Source organism: Hydrogenophaga sp. SNF1 (assembly GCF_034421675.1).
Classification (GTDB): domain Bacteria; phylum Pseudomonadota; class Gammaproteobacteria; order Burkholderiales; family Burkholderiaceae_C; genus Hydrogenophaga; species Hydrogenophaga borbori.
Window position 1 is genome coordinate 2,895,971 of the sequence record NZ_CP139793.1, and the last position, 15,895, is coordinate 2,911,865.

The window sequence follows — 15,895 nt, forward strand, 5'->3', positions numbered from 1 at the left end:
GCATTGTGCTGGGGCTCAGGCGGGGGGGCGCTCAGGAACCGAGCGCCTGCAGGGCGCGCGCGGTGATCTCGTCCACGCTGCCCAGGCCGCTGATGGCGCGGTACTTGGGCGCGGCCGCCGGTTCGGCCTTGGCCCACTGGCTGTAGTAGTCCACCAGCGGGCGCGTCTGCGCGCTGTAGACCTCCAGGCGCTTCTTGACGGTGTCTTCCTTGTCGTCGTCGCGCTGGATCAGCGGCTCGCCGGTCACGTCGTCTTTGCCGTCTACCTTGGGCGGGTTGAACTTGACGTGGTAGGTGCGGCCCGATGCGGGGTGCGAGCGGCGCCCGCTCATGCGCTCGATGATGGCGTCGAAGGGCACGTCGATCTCGAGCACATAGTCGAGCTTGACGCCCGCCGCCTTCATGGCGTCGGCCTGCGGAATCGTGCGCGGAAAGCCGTCGAAGAGAAAACCGTTGGCGCAGTCGGGCTGGGCGATGCGCTCCTTGACGAGATTGATGATGAGGTCGTCGCTCACCAGGGCGCCGGCTTCCATCACGGCCTTGGCCTGCAGGCCCAGCGGCGTGCCGGCCTTGACGGCGGCGCGCAGCATGTCGCCGGTGGAGATTTGCGGAATGCGGTACTTCTCGCAGATAAACGCGGCCTGCGTCCCTTTGCCCGCCCCCGGTGGGCCCAACAGAATCAATCTCATCGCTTTCCTTTTGTCAGAGTTTCAACCGCGTCGCCGCTGCCCCCTCGCGCGGCGGCCCCAGGGCGTGCCGCCGGGGTAACCGACGGAGGATAGCACGCGACCCTTGACAAGCCCTTGCCGCGCACCAGGCCGGTGCGGGGCTCAGGCCGCGCCGATCAAGGCGCGCACGCGGGCCAGGTCTTGCGGGGTGTCGACGCCGGGGCCGGGCGCGTGCGCCGTGAGGTGCACCGCGATGCGCTCGCCATGCCACAGCGCGCGCAGCTGCTCGAGCGACTCCAGACGTTCCGTGGGCGCCGCGGGCAGGGTGGGGAAGCGCCGCAGGAAAGCGGCCCGGTAGGCGTAGATGCCGACGTGGCGCAGCGGCGCGGGCGAAGGCAGGTCGTCGCCGGCCATGCCGTCGCGCCACCAAGGAATGGGCGCACGGCTGAAATACTGGGCGGTGCCGCGCGCGTCGGTCACCACCTTCACCACGTTCGGGTCCAGCCAATCGGCGCGCCGCTCGATGGCGTGCGCGGCCGTGCTCATGGCGCAGTCGGTGCGCGCCTGCAGTTCGGCGGCCACGGCATCGATCAATGCGGGCTCGATCAGGGGTTCGTCGCCCTGCACATTGACCACCACCTCGTCGTCGGCCAGCCCCAGCGCCGCGCAGGCCTCGGCGAGGCGGTCGCTGCCGCTGGGGTGGTCGGCGCGCGTGGCCAGCGCGGCGACGCCGTGCTGCGCGCAGGCGGCCAGGATGCGCGGATCGTCGGCCGCCACCACGCAGCGCGTGGCGCCACTCAGGGCCGCGCGGCGCGCCACGCGCACCACCATGGGCAGCCCGCCGATGTCGGCGAGGGGTTTGTCCGGCAGGCGGCTGGACGCCAGGCGCGCCGGGATGAGCACGGTGAAGCCCTGGGCCACGCTCAGTCCTGCGGCGCGGCGGGCTTGGGCGGGCGGGCGGCCTCCTCTTCGCTCAGGGGCCGCGCCTCGTGCTCCAGCAGGATGGGAATGCCGTCGCGGATCGGGTAGGCCAGCCGGGCGCTGCGCGAGAGCAGTTCCTGGCGCTCGCGGTTGAGCACGAGCGGGCCCTTGGTGACCGGGCAGACCAGCAGTTCGAGGAGTTTGGAATCCATCCGGTGATGATAGGGGCGCCGGGGGGCGCTCAGGCCGGCGGCGGGCCGAGCCGTTCGTCCACGGCCGCGAAGAAGGCCGGGTCGATGTCGAGCACCAGTGGCACGGCCCAGAGGTCGGGGCGTGCGCTGGTGGACAGCTTCACCAGGTCTTTCTCGGTGCACAGCACCGGGCCCGGCGCGCCGCGCAGGGCCTGCTCGAGGCTGGCGGCGCCGGCGTGGTCCGCCAGCGCGAGGGTGGCGGACAACCGCAGGCCGCGCGCGCGCAGCATGTCGAAGAAGGCTTCGGGCCGCGCGATCCCGGCCACGGCGGTGAGCGCCTGGCCCCGCAGGGACTCCAGCGCCAGCCTGTCGCCGCGCGCGTTCACGGCGCGCGGCGCGAGCGAGCGCCGCGCGCCAAAGGCCGGCAGGCCGCCGGCCAGTGGCGCGGGGGGTGGGCCGCCATCGCGTGCCTGCTGAAGCACCAGCTGAGGCGCGCGCGGGGCATCGGTGGACGGCCAAGGCTCGCGCAGCAGGCCGGCGGGCAGCAGCCAGCCATTGCCCAGTCCGCGGTCGTCGAACACCGCCACGCGCAGGTCGCTGCCCAGGGGCCAGTGCTGCAGGCCGTCGTCGCAGACGATCAGATTCACCTCGGGGTGGGTGCGCAGCAGGGCCTGCGCGGCCTCGGCGCGCGCGCGGGCCACCCACACCGGCGCGCCGGTCGCACGGCGAATCAGCAGGGGCTCGTCGCCGCTGAGTGCGGCGTCGGCGTCGGCGGGCACGGCCTGGGGCGCTGCGCCCGCGCGGCCGTGTCCGCGCGAGACCACCCCCGGCCGCCAGCCGCGCCGCTGCAGGTGCTCGACCAGGGCGATGGTGGTGGGGGTTTTGCCGGCGCCGCCGACGATCACGTTGCCGACCACGATCACCGGCACCGGCAGGCGCGTGGGCTGGTGGCGCCCCGACCGGTACGCCGATCGGCGCCAGGCCAGCAGCCCGCCATAGAGCCAGGCCAGCGGCAGCAGCGCGCGCGCGGCCGGCCCTCGGCGCAGGCTCAGCGCCCGCCAGCAGGCCTCGAGGCGGGCCCGGACCGTCATGGGCTTGTCAGGGGCGCTTGCGCGCCGGCGCGGCGCTGGCGCTCTGCTGCGTGGCGAAAGTGATCTGCACCAGGCCCGCGCGGCGGGCGGCGTCCATCACGTTGATCACCGACTGGTGGGCGGCGGCGGCGTCGGCGCTGATCACCACCACGGTGTCGCGCCCGTCTTCCACGCTGGACTGCAGGGCGCTGGCGATGAGTTCGACACTGGTGCCTTCGAGCACCGTGCGGTTGACTGCGTAGCGGCCGTCGGCGCCCACGGTCACCAGCACCTCCTTGGGGTTCTGCTTGGGGGCCTCGGCGTCCGCCACCGGCAGGTTCACCTTGAGCTCGGTGAACTTGCTGTAGGTCGTCGTGAGCACCAGGAAGATGACGACGACCAGCAGGATGTCGATGAACGGGATCAGGTTGATCTCGGGTTCGTCGCGGTGACCGCGCGGGCGGAAGTTCATGGCTTGCGCACGCTGAGCAGGTGGCGGGCGAAACGCTCGGTGGACACCTCCATCGCCAGGAGGTACTCGTCCACGCGGGCGCGGAAGTAGCGCCAGAAGATCAGCGCCGGGATCGCGATGATCAGGCCGAAGGCGGTGTTGTAGAGCGCGATGGAGATGCCGTGCGCGAGCTGCGCCGGGTTGCCGCCGCCGGCCGAGATGCCCATGCCGTCGCCGGCCTGCGAGCCGAAGATCTCGATCATGCCGATGACCGTGCCCAGCAGCCCCAGCAGCGGCGCGGCCGAGGCGATGGTGGCCAGCGCGCCCAGGTAGCGTTGCAGTTTCGCGGCGGCGTGGCGGCCCGCGCCTTCCAGGTTGGCGCGCAGGTCCTCGGCCGTGGCCTTGGGGTTGGCATTGAAGGTGCGAAAGCCCGTGGCCAGCACCGCGCCGAGCACCGAGTTCTGTTCGAGCTGGGTCACCACGTCGGGGCCGGGGATGCCGTTGCGCGAGACCATGATGGCTTCGTCGAGCAGCTTGGGGGGCACGATGCGGCTGGCCTTGAGGCTCACGAAGCGCTCGATGACGAGGGCCAGACCGAGCACGGAACACACGATCAGGGGCCAGATCGGCCATCCGGCCGCTTGTATGATGGACAACAACTCAGGGCTCCGGTCTAGGGCGCGCTGGCGGCGCCGGGCAACAGCGCCGGATTATGGCCCAGCCCTCCGCGCGCTTGCCTTCCATCGAACGATGCGCGCGCCCTCTGCCGTGACGGCCGGAGGCGCCCCCTGAAGTCCACACCGCCTGTGGACATCTTTGTGAAGAACCCGGCGGACAAGCCCCACAACCCCAGCGTTTGCGCGCTTTTCGACAGATTGATGAAAATTTGGGCAGTACAAAGTGCTTTGGAATCAAGGCACTGCGCGCCAAGCCTTGGTCTGTCGGGCTTTGGCGACATCAACCCCAGTATTGGTGCGGCTTGTGGACACGTTTGACCCTTTCGAGCCAGCAATGAAGCCACTGCGCATGGCCGACGGCCCAGGCGGCGCGCGTTTCTGGGCGGTTGGCGCGCTGGTGCGAGCGGTGGCGGACGCCTTGGCTTCGCGCTTCAATCCCGTCGCGGTCCAGGGGGAGATTTCGGGCTTCTCGCGCGCGGCCAGCGGGCATTGCTACTTCTCGCTCAAGGACGACGCTGGCCAGCTGCGCTGCGCCATGTTCCGCCGTGCGGCCGAACAGGTGGGCTTCCCCGTGCGCGACGGCCAGCGTGTGCAGCTGCAGGGCCGGCTGGACGTCTACGGCCCGCGCGGCGACCTGCAGCTGATTGTGGAGAGCCTGCGCCTGGCCGGGCAGGGCAGCCTGTACGAGCAGTTCCTGCAGCTGAAGGCCGCGCTGCAGGCCGAGGGCCTGTTCGACGCCGAACGCAAGCGGTCGCTGCCCACCCAGCCGCGGCACATTGGCGTGGTCACCTCGCTGGGCGCGGCCGCCCTGCGCGACGTGGCCACCGCCTTGCGCCGGCGCGTGCCGCACATCCCGGTGACGGTGTTTCCCGCCTCGGTGCAGGGGGCGCAGGCCCCGGCCGAGCTGGTGGCCGCGCTGGCCGCGGCGGCGGCGCACCAAGGCCCGCGCGGCGCCTGCGACGTGCTGCTGCTGGTGCGCGGCGGCGGCTCGCTCGAAGACCTCTGGGCGTTCAACGACGCGGCCGTGGTGCGCGCGGTGGCGGCCTCGCCCGTGCCCGTGGTGGTGGGCGTGGGGCACGAGACCGATTTCAGCCTGGCCGACTTCGCCGCCGACCTGCGCGCGCCCACGCCCACCGCGGCGGCCGAGCTCTGCGCGCCCGACCGGCGCCAGCGCGAGCTCGAACTGGAGCGCCTGCAGGGCCTGCTGCGCCAGGGCGTGCAGGACGCGCTCGATGGTCGCGCGCAGCGGCTCGACCGGCTCGCGGCCCACCTGGGCCGGCCTTCGGCGCGCCTGGCGCAGGCGGGCGAGCAGCTGGCGCGCTGGCAGGGGCGGCTGCACAAGGGCATGGCGCTCGCGGTGCAGCGCCAGCATTGGCGGCTCGACGAACTGCAGGCCCGCCTGCCGCCCGCCCTCAAGCGCGGCCTGGACGCGCGCGCGCAGCGCCTGCGGCGTGCCGAGGACTCGCTGGCCCTGCTCGATCCGCGCCTGGTGCTGCAGCGCGGCTACGCCTACCTCACCGATCCGCAAGGCCAGGCCATCACCCGCGTGGCACAGGCTTTGCCGGGGACCGAGGTGCAGGCCACGCTGGCCGACGGCGTGCTGCCGCTGCGCGTGCGCGGGCCTGGCGCATAGGCCGCGCATAACCCCGCGGGCGATGCCGTCACCGGCGCTGCCTACAATCCGCCCCGACCCCACCCACAACCCATCAAAAAGAGGACGCACATGGAACACACCCTGCCCCCGCTGCCCTATGGCCTGGACGACCTGGCCCCGAACTACAGCCGCGAGACGCTGGAGTACCACCACGGCAAGCACCACAACGCCTATGTGGTGAACCTCAACAACCTGCAAAAGGGCACCGAGTTCGAGAGCATGGACCTCGAGTCCATCGTCAAGAAGTCCAGCGGCGGCATCTACAACAACGCCGCCCAGATCTGGAACCACACCTTCTTCTGGAACTGCATGAAGCCCAACGGCGGCGGCGAGCCTTCGGGCGCGCTGGCCGATGCCATCAAGGCCAAGTGGGGCAGCTACGCCGCCTTCAAGGAAGCCTTCACCAAGAGCGCCGTGGGCAACTTCGGCTCGGGCTGGACCTGGCTGGTGAAGAAGGCCGATGGCAGCGTGGACATCGTCAACACCGGTGCCGCCGGCACGCCGCTGACCACCGCCGACAAGGCCCTGCTGACCGTGGACGTGTGGGAGCACGCCTACTACATCGACTACCGCAACGCGCGTCCCAAGTTCGTCGAGACCTTCCTCGACAAGCTGGTGAACTGGTCCTTCGCCGAGAAGAACTTCGCCTGATCGGCATGCGCCAGGCACAAGGGCTCGAGGGGCGACCTTCGGGCCCTTTTTGCTGCCCGGCCCGCCCGGCGCGTGCAAATTTCCTCGTGCCTGTTTTGTATTGTGGGAGTTCGATCCCAAAATCAAAGGTTTGGCGCTTGCGCTGAAAGCACAATCACGGGATACGGATCACCGTATCCGCGCGACCTGTCCGCCTGCCGGTCGGCCAGCGCCGCACCCAACAACCTCCGGAGATAAGCCATGAGCAGCCAGCAACCCACCATCATCTACACCCTGACGGACGAGGCGCCCCTGCTGGCCACCAGTGCGTTCCTGCCCATCATCCGCACCTTCGCGGCGCCGGCGGGCATCAACGTCGAGACCAGCGACATCTCGGTGGCCGGCCGCATCCTGGGCCAGTTCCCCGAGCTGCTGACCGAAGAGCAGCGCGTGCCCGACAACCTCAGCGCGCTGGGCAAGCTCACCCTCAAGCCCGAGGCCAACATCATCAAGCTGCCCAACATCAGCGCCTCGGTGGCCCAACTCAAGGCCGCCATCAAGGAGCTGCAGGACAAGGGCTACAAGATCCCCGACTTCCCCGAGAACCCGAAGACGGACGAAGAGAAGGACATCCGCGCGCGCTACAACAAGTGCACCGGCAGCGCCGTGAACCCCGTGCTGCGCGAGGGCAACTCGGACCGCCGCGCGCCCAAGGCGGTGAAGGAATACGCCCGCAAGAACCCGCACAGCATGGCGGAGTGGAGCCAGGCCTCGCGCTCGCATGTGTCCCACATGCACCACGGCGACTTCTACCACGGCGAGAAGTCCATGACGCTGGACAAGGCGCGCGACGTCAAGATGGAGCTGATCACCAAGAGCGGCAAGACCGTCGTGCTCAAGCCCAAGGTCTCGCTGCAGGACCGCGAGGTCATCGACTCCATGTTCATGAGCAAGAAGGCCCTGTTGGCCTTCTATGAGCAGCAGATCGAGGACGCGCACAAGACCGGCGTGATGTTCTCGCTGCACGTGAAGGCGACCATGATGAAGGTCTCGCACCCGATCGTGTTCGGCCACTGCGTGAAGATCTTCTACAAGGAAGCTTTCGAGAAGCACGGCAAGCTGTTCGACGAGCTGGGCATCAACGTCAACAACGGCATGGTCGATCTGTACAACAAGATCGCCACGCTGCCGCAGAGCAAGCAGGATGAGATCAAGCGCGACCTGCACGCCTGCCAGGAGCACCGCCCCGAACTGGCCATGGTGGACTCGGCCAAGGGCATCACCAACTTCCATTCGCCCAACGACGTGATCGTGGACGCCTCCATGCCCGCGATGATCCGCGCCGGCGGCAAGATGTACGGTGCCGACGGCCGCCTGAAGGAAGTCAAGGCCGTGATGCCGGAGAGCACCTTCGCCCGCATCTACCAGGAGATGATCAACTTCTGCAAGTGGCACGGCGCCTTCGATCCCAAGACCATGGGCACCGTGCCCAACGTGGGCCTCATGGCGCAGCAGGCCGAGGAATACGGCTCGCACGACAAGACCTTCGAGATCCCCGAGGACGGCGTGGCCAACATCACCGACCTGGCCACCGGCGAGGTGCTGATGAGCCAGAACGTGGAGCAGGGCGACATCTGGCGCATGTGCCAGGTCAAGGACGCCGCCATCCGCGACTGGGTCAAGCTGGCCGTGAACCGCGCCCGCAATTCCGGCATGCCCGTGGTGTTCTGGCTCGACCAGTACCGCCCGCACGAGGCGCAGCTGATCACCAAGGTCAAGATGTACCTGCACGAGCACAACACGGCCGGCCTGGACATCCAGATCATGAGCCAGGTGCGCGCCATGCGCTACACGCTGGAGCGCGTCATCCGCGGCCTGGACACGATCAGCGCCACCGGCAACATCCTGCGCGACTACCTGACCGACCTGTTCCCCATCATGGAGCTGGGCACCAGCGCCAAGATGCTGTCCATCGTGCCGCTGATGGCCGGCGGCGGCATGTACGAGACGGGCGCCGGCGGCTCGGCGCCCAAGCACGTGCAGCAGCTGGTGGAAGAGAACCACCTGCGCTGGGATTCGCTGGGCGAGTTCCTGGCCCTGGCGGTGAGCTTCGAGGATCTCGGCATCAAGAACAACAACGCCCGCGCCAAGCTGCTGGCCAAGACCCTGGATGCGGCCACCGGCCAGCTGCTGGACAACAACAAGAACCCCAGCCCCAAGACCGGCCAGCTCGACAACCGCGGCAGCCAGTTCTACCTGGCGATGTACTGGGCCAAGGAACTGGCCGCGCAGACCGAGGACAAGGAAATGGCGGAGAAGTTCGCCCCCCTGGCCAAGGCCCTGGCGGACAACGAGCAGGCCATCGTCAAGGAACTGGCCGAGGTGCAGGGCAAGCCGGTCGACATTGGCGGCTACTACAAGCCCGACTTCAAAAAGCTGGAGACCGTGATGCGGCCCAGCGCCACCTTCAACAAGGTGCTGGCCTCGATGAAGGCCTGAGCCCCGGCGGGCCGCCCGCCAGGGGCCCGAACGAAAAGGCCGCCGGATCCGGCGGCCTTTTTATTTGCCGAAGGCCTGTCCGCTCAAGCGCGCGCCGGCCTGGATGCCGCGCTTCTTGAACCAGCCCTGGTGCATCTCCAGCACGTAGCGCACCGGCTTGTCCGAGCAGTGCGAGTCCAGGCTCTGCGGCTGCATGTCCGCCAGGTTGACGATGGTGCCGTCGTCGTCCACGAAGGCCGCGGTCAGCGGCAGCAGGGTGTTCTTCATCCAGAAGCACTGGGTGGCGGCCTGCTCGAACACGAAGAGCATGCCTTCGTTGGCCGGCATCTCCCGGCGGAACATGAGGCCGATGGTGCGCGCCTGCGGCGTGGCGGCCACCTGCGCGTGGATGAGGTGCATGTTGGCCGACAGGCTGATGCGGGGCAGGTTGAGCTGCGGGCCGTCCTGGGACCAGGCCGGGCCCGAGGCCAGCAGGCACAGGCCAAGCAGTCGGGTGAACAGGGCTTTCATGCGGCGTGTGGGGGCGGTGACGAGGGGCTTGCATTGTCTGCCATCGGGGCAGGGCGGGCCAGAGCGCCCGGCGAAAGGCCAGCGTCTAGAATTTCCGGTCCCCCTCTCTCATTCGCCACCCGGAACGTTCCCCGACATGACCCAGCACATCAAGGTGCCGCCACAAGGCCAGAAGATCACCGTCCGAGCCGACCTGTCGCTGCAAGTGCCTGATGAGCCGATCGTGCCGTACATCGAGGGCGACGGCGTCGGCGTGGACGTCACGCCAGTGATGCTCAAGGTGGTCGACGCGGCGGTGGCCCGGGCCTATGGCGGGCGCCGCAAGATCCACTGGATGGAGGTCTACGCGGGCGACAAAGCGGTGAAGGTCTATGGCCCCGGGGTCTGGCTGCCCGAGGAGACCGTGGCCGCGCTCAAGGAGTGCGTGGTCTCCATCAAGGGCCCGCTGACCACGCCGGTGGGCGGGGGCATCCGCTCGCTCAACGTGACCCTGCGCCAGGAGCTGGACCTGTACGTCTGCCTGCGCCCGGTGCGCTATTTCAAGGGCGTGCCCTCGCCGCTGAAGGAGCCCGAGAAGACCAACATGGTCATCTTTCGCGAGAACTCGGAAGACATCTACGCCGGCATCGAATACGAGGCCCGCTCGGACAAGGCGCAAAAGCTCATCCGCTTCCTGCAGGACGAGATGGGCGAGACCACGATCCGCTTTCCCGAGAGCTCGGCCATCGGCGTCAAGCCGGTGTCCATCGAGGGCACCGAGCGCCTGGTGCGCCAGGCGATCCAGTACGCCATCGACCACGACAAGCCCAGCGTGACGCTCGTGCACAAGGGCAACATCATGAAGTTCACCGAAGGGGGCTTTCGCGAGTGGGGCTACGCGCTGGCCCAGCGCGAATTCGGCGCGGCGCCGATCGACGGGGGTCCCTGGTGCCGCCTGCAGAACCCGAAGACCGGCCGCGACATCGTCGTCAAGGACGTCATCGCCGATGCCTTCCTGCAGCAGATCCTGCTGCGCCCGGCCGAGTACGCGGTGGTCGCCACCCTCAACCTCAACGGCGACTACATCTCCGACGCGGTGGCCGCGCAGGTCGGCGGCATCGGCATCGCGCCCGGCGCGAACATGAGCGATTCCGTGGCCTGCTTCGAGGCCACGCACGGCACGGCGCCCAAGTACGCCGGCAAGGACTACGTGAACCCGGGTTCCATGATCCTGTCGGCCGAGATGATGCTGCGCCACATGGGCTGGAAGGAAGCCGCCGACCTGCTCATCGCCTCGATGGAAAAGGCCATCCTGTCCAAGAAGGTCACCTACGACTTCGCCCGCCTCATGGACGGCGCCTCGCAGGTGAGCTGCTCAGGCTTCGGCCAGGTGATGATCGACCAGATGGAGTGAGCGGTGCGGCTCAGCGCGGCGGGCCCTCGGGCAGCAGCCGCCGCAAGCCGGCGCCAACCGCCGCGCGGATGCGCGGGCTGTGCAGGCAGGCCGCGCCCACCAGGCCCAGCGTGGACCCGACCACCGTGTCCATCAGTCGGGCCTGCATCAGCGGCTGCGGCGCCGCCACGAAACCCTGTCCCGCTTCCGCCAGCAGCAGCGCCAGCGGCGTGATGAAGACGGCCGCCAGCCCGTAGTGGCGCACCACCAGGGTCTCGATCACCAGGGTCAGCGCCGTGACCACGGCGGCCACGGTCCATGGCCCCAGTGGCAGTTGGACGATGCCGAGGAACACCAGCAGGCCGAGCGCGGTGCCGAGGGTGCGCTGCACCTGCCGCGTCCAGGCCGCGCGCAGCGAGGCGCCCTGGATGATGGCCAGGCAGCTCACCGGTACCCAGTAGGGCCGGTCCAGCTGCAGGGCGTGCGCCGCCACCAGCGACAGGCCGACGAAGCCGCCGATCATCACCGAGTCCACCACCACGTGGTCGAAGCCCGGCTGCGCGGGCGCGCTCGGCGCCGGCACGCCGTGCCGGCTCACGATGTGCAGGCTGTAGAAGAAGGCGATGGCGACGGCCAGCACCGTGCCCAGCGCCACGGCCCCCACCTGGAGGATGGCGTCGCGCCCATGCACGGGGCTGTAGGCACCGATCGCCGCGGCCATGACGAAGAACAGGCTGCCGGGCGGGGGCGCCGCGTAGAAGCGGCAGACCATGGTGACGAGCACGGTGATGAGCATGAGCAAGGGCACCACCAGCGGCGGGACCAGGTGCCCCAGCAGGCCCAGCGCGTAGCTGCAGCCCATGCCGAAGGCGCAGGCCATCAGCCAGGCCATGCGGTGCGCCAGCCGCGTGGCGGGCAGGTGCAGGAAGACCAGACCGCCCAGCGAGCCGGCCAGACCCAGGCCCAGCTCACCATAGGCTGCGCCGATGAAGATCGGCAGGCCACTGGCGAGCGCGGCGGCCACCGGCATTTCCCAGGGCCGGTCGCTGCGGTTCACGCGCGCCAGCTGGCGCCATTCGTTGAGCAGAAAGGGCTTCAGGGCCATGGGTTCCCCGTCGGCGGCCGTGCCAGCGCGGCCGCCACGCGCGCGCGCAGGGCCGGCAGCACCTCGTCTTCAAACCAGGGGTTGTCGCGCAGCCAGCGGTTGTTGCGCGGGCTGGGGTGGGGCAGGGGCAGCAGCCCCGGGCCGCCGTCGCGCCAGGCGCGCACCGTCTCGGTCAGCGTGGCGCGGGCCGCCGGCCCCAGGTGCCAGGCCTGTGCGTGGCGGCCGACCGCCAGCACCAGTTCCACCCGCGGGAGCTGAGCCAGCAAGGCGGCGCGCCAGGCCGGGGCGCATTCCGGGCGGGGCGGCAGGTCACCGCCCGGGCCGGTGCCGGGGTAGCACAGGCCCATGGGCAACAGGGCCACGGCGCTTGGGTCGTAAAAGGTGCGGGTGTCCACGCCCATCCAGTCGCGCAGGCGCTTGCCGCTCGCGTCGTCGAAGGGAATGCCGCTGAGGTTCACGCGCCGCCCCGGCGCCTGGCCCGCGACCAGGACGCGGGCCGTGGCGCCCAGCTGCAGCACGGGGCGTGGCGGGTGCGGCAGCCGCTCCGCGCAGAGCCGGCACTGGCGCACCTCGCCCAGCAGGCGTTCGAGGGCGCTGGCGGAAGGAGAGGATGGGGTGCGCGAAGCCATGGCGGACCGGAAGGCGCCCATTGTCGCGCCCTGGCGACGGTGGGGCGTGGCCGAGCGCGCGGGCGCGCGCATCGCGCGGCGGTGCCGCCGCCAGTGGCGTCAAGGGGCACTGGGGCGGGCGGAAGAAACACCCCGCGCGGGCGGGCGGGGGCGTTTCGGCGAGGCGCGAACCGGTGTCAGCGCTGCTGCTGGGACGGGTCGCCGCGCTGACCGCCCTGACCACCCTGTTGACCGCCTTGCTGGTGGCGCGGGCCGTCCTCGGCGCGCTGCTGCTCCTGCTTGCGCGGGCTGGGGCTGTCGTCCGGGCGCGGCTGGCCGGCCTGGTTGCGGTTCTGACTCGGGTTCTGGGGATTCTGGTTCTGCTGCTGGGACGGGTTCTGTTGCGCCTCCTGCTGCTTCTGTCCCGCGCTGGGTTTTTGCTGGTTCGGGTTCTGGTTCTGCTGGTTCGGCATGTCGATCTCCTGGGGTTGATGAAGCCGTCGCCAACGCGGCGCCGACACGCAGCGATTGGCAATCCCCGTGCCCATCGCCTGCGCCGGCGACACGGCACGCGGCTTGCCCGCTGCGGTGTCTTTGCAGGAGGTCCGATATGCCCAAGCCCCCTTCACCGCGCCGTGGCGCGGCGGTGCCCCGCGCCGCACCGCGACAGTCCGTCAACACCGGCCAACCACCGCTGACGCCCGGCGCCGGTCCCCGGCCGCGGCACGAGGCACTCGAATTGCCTCACGAGCGCGACGAAGGCCTGCGCGCCACTCGAGCCGAGCCCGATCCCGTGATCGAGCAGGCCGGGCGGGACCTTGAGTCGGGCCAGGTGGACACCGACCTGCGCGCCACACCAGGCCTGGACGCACGGCGCCGCGAGGCGCTGCTGCGCCGGGGTGGCTGAGGCCCCGGTCGGCCGCCGGCCGGCTGGGCATGGCACTTGCCGGGGGTTGGCAGGCCGGCACGAGACGCCGGCGCCCTCATTTCCACAGCAAGGAGCATGTGATGGCACAGCAGGAACGCGGCCGCCCCCCGGGCGGCCAGGCCCAGGGGTCGGACCAGCACCCGTACGGCGGCCGGGGCGGCTATGGGCGCACGCCCGGCCCGGCGGAGCGGGAGGACGAGCGGCGCGCCCGGCCCCCGTCCCCACCGGGCGCCGGCCGTGGCCCGGCCGGCACGCCGAATCCCGAGGGCCCATCGAACGGAACACGGGACAGCGCTTCCGGCGACCGGCGCGGGCGCTGAACACTCGGCGGGCCCGCCTCCGTGGGCCCATTGGCCGGCCCCCGCGCCGGCCTTTTTTCGGGGCCGGCCTCAGCCGTGCCGGCGGCGCTTGTCCACCGGCTCGATGCGCAGCAGTTGCCGGTATTTGGTGACGGTGCGCCGCGCCACCACCAGGCCCTGGGCGGTGAGCTGGCGCGTGATGTCGGCGTCCGACAGCGGGCGCGCCGGGTTCTCGGCCTGGATGATGTCGCCGATCAGCCCGCGGATGGCGGTGCCCGAGCAGGCGTTGCCGGCCGCGCTGACCATGGGCCGCGAGAAGAAGTACTTCAACTCGAACACGCCCAGCGGCGTGGCCATGTGCTTGTTGTTCGTCACGCGCGAGACGGTGGACTCGTGCACGCCGACTTCCTCGGCGATCTCGCGCAGCACCAGCGGCTTCATGGCCATGGGGCCGAACTCGAGGAAGTGGCGCTGGCGCCGCACGATGGCCTGCGCCACGTCGAGGATGGTGGAGAAGCGCTGCTCCACATTGCGCAGGGTCCAGCGCGCGTCCTGCAGCTGCTCGCCGAGCGCGCCGCTGCTGCGGCTGCGGTGGCGCTGGTACAGCTCGGCGTAGACCTGGTTCAAGCGCACGCGCGGCACCACGGCGGGGTTGAGCTGCACCGACCACTGGCCGCGCTGGCGGCGCACGATCACGTCCGGCACGATGTAGTCGACGCGCGAATCGCCGACGCGCCAGCCGGGCCGCGGGTCCAGGTGGCGGATGCGGTCGACCACCGCTTCCACGCGGCGCAGGGGCTCGCGCAGCGTGGCGGCCAGGCCGGGCACGTCGCGCGCGGCCAGCGCCTGCAGGTGCTCGCCCACGATGCGCTCGGCCAGCGCCCGGCAGGGGCCGTCCTCCATCTGCCGCACCTGCAGCAGCAGGCATTCGCCTACGCCGCGGGCGGCCACGCCGACGGGCTCCAGCGACTGCACCAGCCGCAGCGCGACCAGCATCTCGGCTGGGGCCGCGGGCGGCGCGCAGGGCACCAGGCCGGCGATCTCCTCCAGCGGCGTGCGCAGGTAGCCGTCGTCGTCCAGCGACTCCACCACCGCGCGCGCCAGGGTCAGGTCGCGCGGCGTCAGCGCCATCACGTTGAGCTGGCCGTGCAGGTGCATGGCCAGCGTGGTGGCGCTGGCGGTGAGGTCCATGGCCGTGGCGTCGCCGTCGCCGGTGGGGCGCAGTGGCGAGCCGCCGTCGTTGATCCACAGCTCGCGGTCGTCGGTGCCACCGATCGGCCCGCTGTCCCACGCTTCGTTGGAGGCCTCGACCTGGGGTGCGGTGCCGTCGTCGCCGTCCGGGGTCTCGGGGGTCGCGGTGGCCGGGTCGCTGTCGTCCTCGCTTTCCAGGAAAGGGTTGTCGCCCAGCTTCTGGCGCACCAGCGCCGCGAAGTCCAGCGAGGACATCTGCAGCAGCTGCACGGCGCGCTGCAGGCGCGGTGACAGCGTCTGTGTGGGCGTGGGGGCCTGCAATGGCCGGATCTCGTTGCGCAGCGCGAGTCCCATGGAACCTCCTCTGGTGTGTGGGGCGCCGCCCGCCGGCGCCTGAAGCGCCTGTGTCGCAAGGCCTGTGCCGCCGCTGGCCGACGGGCGGTTGGTCGACCCGCAAGCCGCGCCCTGCCTGGTGTTGCGGGGGCGGGAAGGGGCGATCGAGTGGCCCGCTGGGCGGTGGCGCTGGGAAGAATCTGCCGCCCCGGGCGCGCGAATTGCCGCAAAAGCTGCCGCCCGCTCGATCGCGCGCTCGACCGCCCGCTCAGTCAGGCGCTTCGTCCTGCAGCCAGGCGGCGCGTCGCTCGGCCAGTTCTGTCTCCAGGAAGGACCGCTGGTCCCCGGCCAGGCGGGGCCACACGTGGTGCCGCTGCCAGGCGGCGTGCGTGTGCAGCGCCTGCGCCAGCGCGCGCGCCTCGCGTTCGGTGTGCGCCAGGTCGCTCACGCGGGAGGCCAGGCGCTCCACGCGGGCCAGCAGGTCGGCGAGCTGCGATTCGGTCTCGCCGCGCAGGGCCGGGGCGGGCAGGCGCGGCAGCACCTCGTCTTGCTCGAAGCCCACGATGGCGCGCACGCGGCCGCCGATGCGACCCAGTCGCGCGCCCAGGTCGGTGGGGCCGGTGCCGGCGTCCACCAGCCGCTCGTATTCGGCGAACAGGCGCGCGAGGCGGTCGAACTCCTGTTCCAGGGCGGGCAGGGGCGAGGGGGTGGCGGTGGGGGTGGCGTCCATGGCCAGGGCAGGCAAACGGCGCACCCGAGGCGCACCCGGGCGGGCGCGCCTTTTGCCCG

17 protein-coding genes are annotated in these 15,895 nt (G+C 70.7%); 5 read left to right on the forward strand and 12 right to left on the reverse strand.

Annotated elements, in window-relative coordinates; genetic code table 11:
* Positions 1 to 31 precede the first annotated feature (31 nt).
* The 6 genes from adk to SOM08_RS13860 form a co-directional block, all read right to left on the reverse strand.
* Positions 32 to 688: an adenylate kinase gene (gene adk, locus SOM08_RS13835; protein WP_070398276.1), complete on the reverse strand. Its 657-nt coding sequence runs from the start codon at positions 686 to 688 to the stop codon at positions 32 to 34.
* Between the two features lie 141 nt (positions 689 to 829).
* On the reverse strand, positions 830 to 1,594 hold the full coding sequence (gene kdsB, locus SOM08_RS13840) for a 3-deoxy-manno-octulosonate cytidylyltransferase (RefSeq protein ID WP_322470704.1): 765 nt from the start codon (positions 1,592 to 1,594) through the stop codon (positions 830 to 832).
* On the reverse strand, positions 1,591 to 1,800 hold the full coding sequence (locus SOM08_RS13845) for a Trm112 family protein (protein WP_116957198.1): 210 nt from the start codon (positions 1,798 to 1,800) through the stop codon (positions 1,591 to 1,593). Before SOM08_RS13845 ends, kdsB begins: the two co-directional genes overlap by 4 nt.
* Positions 1,801 to 1,829: 29 nt before the next feature.
* Positions 1,830 to 2,870, reverse strand: a complete 1,041-nt coding sequence (gene lpxK, locus SOM08_RS13850) for a tetraacyldisaccharide 4'-kinase (RefSeq protein WP_322469123.1) — start codon at positions 2,868 to 2,870, stop codon at positions 1,830 to 1,832.
* Between the two features lie 7 nt (positions 2,871 to 2,877).
* Entirely contained in the window at positions 2,878 to 3,321 is a 444-nt protein-coding gene (locus tag SOM08_RS13855; protein ID WP_116957200.1) for an ExbD/TolR family protein, read from the reverse strand.
* Positions 3,318 to 3,959, reverse strand: a complete 642-nt coding sequence (locus SOM08_RS13860; RefSeq protein WP_116957201.1) for a MotA/TolQ/ExbB proton channel family protein — start codon at positions 3,957 to 3,959, stop codon at positions 3,318 to 3,320. Before SOM08_RS13860 ends, SOM08_RS13855 begins: the two co-directional genes overlap by 4 nt.
* 352 nt (positions 3,960 to 4,311) lie before the next feature.
* Between SOM08_RS13860 and xseA the strand changes: the two genes are divergently transcribed.
* The 3 genes from xseA to SOM08_RS13875 all read left to right on the forward strand — a co-directional run bounded on the left by xseA (position 4,312) and on the right by SOM08_RS13875 (position 8,760).
* Positions 4,312 to 5,610, forward strand: a complete 1,299-nt coding sequence (gene xseA / locus SOM08_RS13865) for an exodeoxyribonuclease VII large subunit (RefSeq protein WP_322469124.1) — start codon at positions 4,312 to 4,314, stop codon at positions 5,608 to 5,610.
* A gap of 90 nt (positions 5,611 to 5,700) precedes the next feature.
* A complete protein-coding gene (locus SOM08_RS13870) occupies positions 5,701 to 6,282 on the forward strand; it encodes a superoxide dismutase (RefSeq protein ID WP_116957203.1) in 582 nt (193 codons plus the stop codon).
* 240 nt (positions 6,283 to 6,522) lie between these two features.
* A complete protein-coding gene (locus SOM08_RS13875) occupies positions 6,523 to 8,760 on the forward strand; it encodes an NADP-dependent isocitrate dehydrogenase (protein ID WP_116957204.1) in 2,238 nt (745 codons plus the stop codon).
* A gap of 60 nt (positions 8,761 to 8,820) precedes the next feature.
* Here SOM08_RS13875 and SOM08_RS13880 read toward each other — a convergent pair whose 3' ends face one another.
* The gene (locus tag SOM08_RS13880; protein ID WP_116957205.1) at positions 8,821 to 9,270 is read right to left on the reverse strand and encodes a DUF192 domain-containing protein; all 450 of its coding nucleotides are present in this window, start codon (positions 9,268 to 9,270) and stop codon (positions 8,821 to 8,823) included.
* 136 nt (positions 9,271 to 9,406) lie between these two features.
* On the opposite strand from SOM08_RS13880, the gene icd reads away from it, so the two are divergent.
* On the forward strand, positions 9,407 to 10,663 hold the full coding sequence (icd, locus tag SOM08_RS13885) for an NADP-dependent isocitrate dehydrogenase (protein ID WP_322469125.1): 1,257 nt from the start codon (positions 9,407 to 9,409) through the stop codon (positions 10,661 to 10,663).
* Between the two features lie 10 nt (positions 10,664 to 10,673).
* Here icd and SOM08_RS13890 read toward each other — a convergent pair whose 3' ends face one another.
* From SOM08_RS13890 to SOM08_RS13900, 3 genes are all read right to left on the reverse strand, one after another.
* Positions 10,674 to 11,747 carry an FUSC family protein gene (locus SOM08_RS13890; RefSeq protein WP_116957207.1) on the reverse strand — a complete coding sequence of 358 codons (1,074 nt, stop codon included), beginning with the start codon at positions 11,745 to 11,747 and terminating at the stop codon, positions 10,674 to 10,676.
* Positions 11,738 to 12,376, reverse strand: a complete 639-nt coding sequence (locus SOM08_RS13895; RefSeq protein ID WP_116957533.1) for a uracil-DNA glycosylase family protein — start codon at positions 12,374 to 12,376, stop codon at positions 11,738 to 11,740. The genes SOM08_RS13890 and SOM08_RS13895 overlap by 10 nt, the downstream gene beginning before the upstream one ends.
* Before the next feature lie 176 nt (positions 12,377 to 12,552).
* Positions 12,553 to 12,828, reverse strand: coding sequence for a hypothetical protein (locus SOM08_RS13900; RefSeq protein WP_116957208.1), 276 nt, complete (start codon positions 12,826 to 12,828; stop codon positions 12,553 to 12,555).
* 137 nt (positions 12,829 to 12,965) lie between these two features.
* On the opposite strand from SOM08_RS13900, the gene SOM08_RS13905 reads away from it, so the two are divergent.
* Positions 12,966 to 13,262 (forward strand): hypothetical protein, encoded by a 297-nt coding sequence (locus tag SOM08_RS13905; protein WP_181936373.1) that lies wholly within the window; start codon positions 12,966 to 12,968, stop codon positions 13,260 to 13,262.
* 410 nt (positions 13,263 to 13,672) lie between these two features.
* Here the strand turns inward: SOM08_RS13905 and rpoN are convergent, their stop codons facing one another.
* Both rpoN and SOM08_RS13915 read right to left on the reverse strand, forming a co-directional pair.
* Positions 13,673 to 15,127 (reverse strand): RNA polymerase factor sigma-54, encoded by a 1,455-nt coding sequence (rpoN, locus tag SOM08_RS13910; protein WP_322469126.1) that lies wholly within the window; start codon positions 15,125 to 15,127, stop codon positions 13,673 to 13,675.
* Between the two features lie 247 nt (positions 15,128 to 15,374).
* Complete coding sequence (locus tag SOM08_RS13915; RefSeq protein ID WP_322469127.1) at positions 15,375 to 15,836, reverse strand: hypothetical protein; 462 nt, start codon at positions 15,834 to 15,836, stop codon at positions 15,375 to 15,377.
* Positions 15,837 to 15,895: the final 59 nt, after the last annotated feature.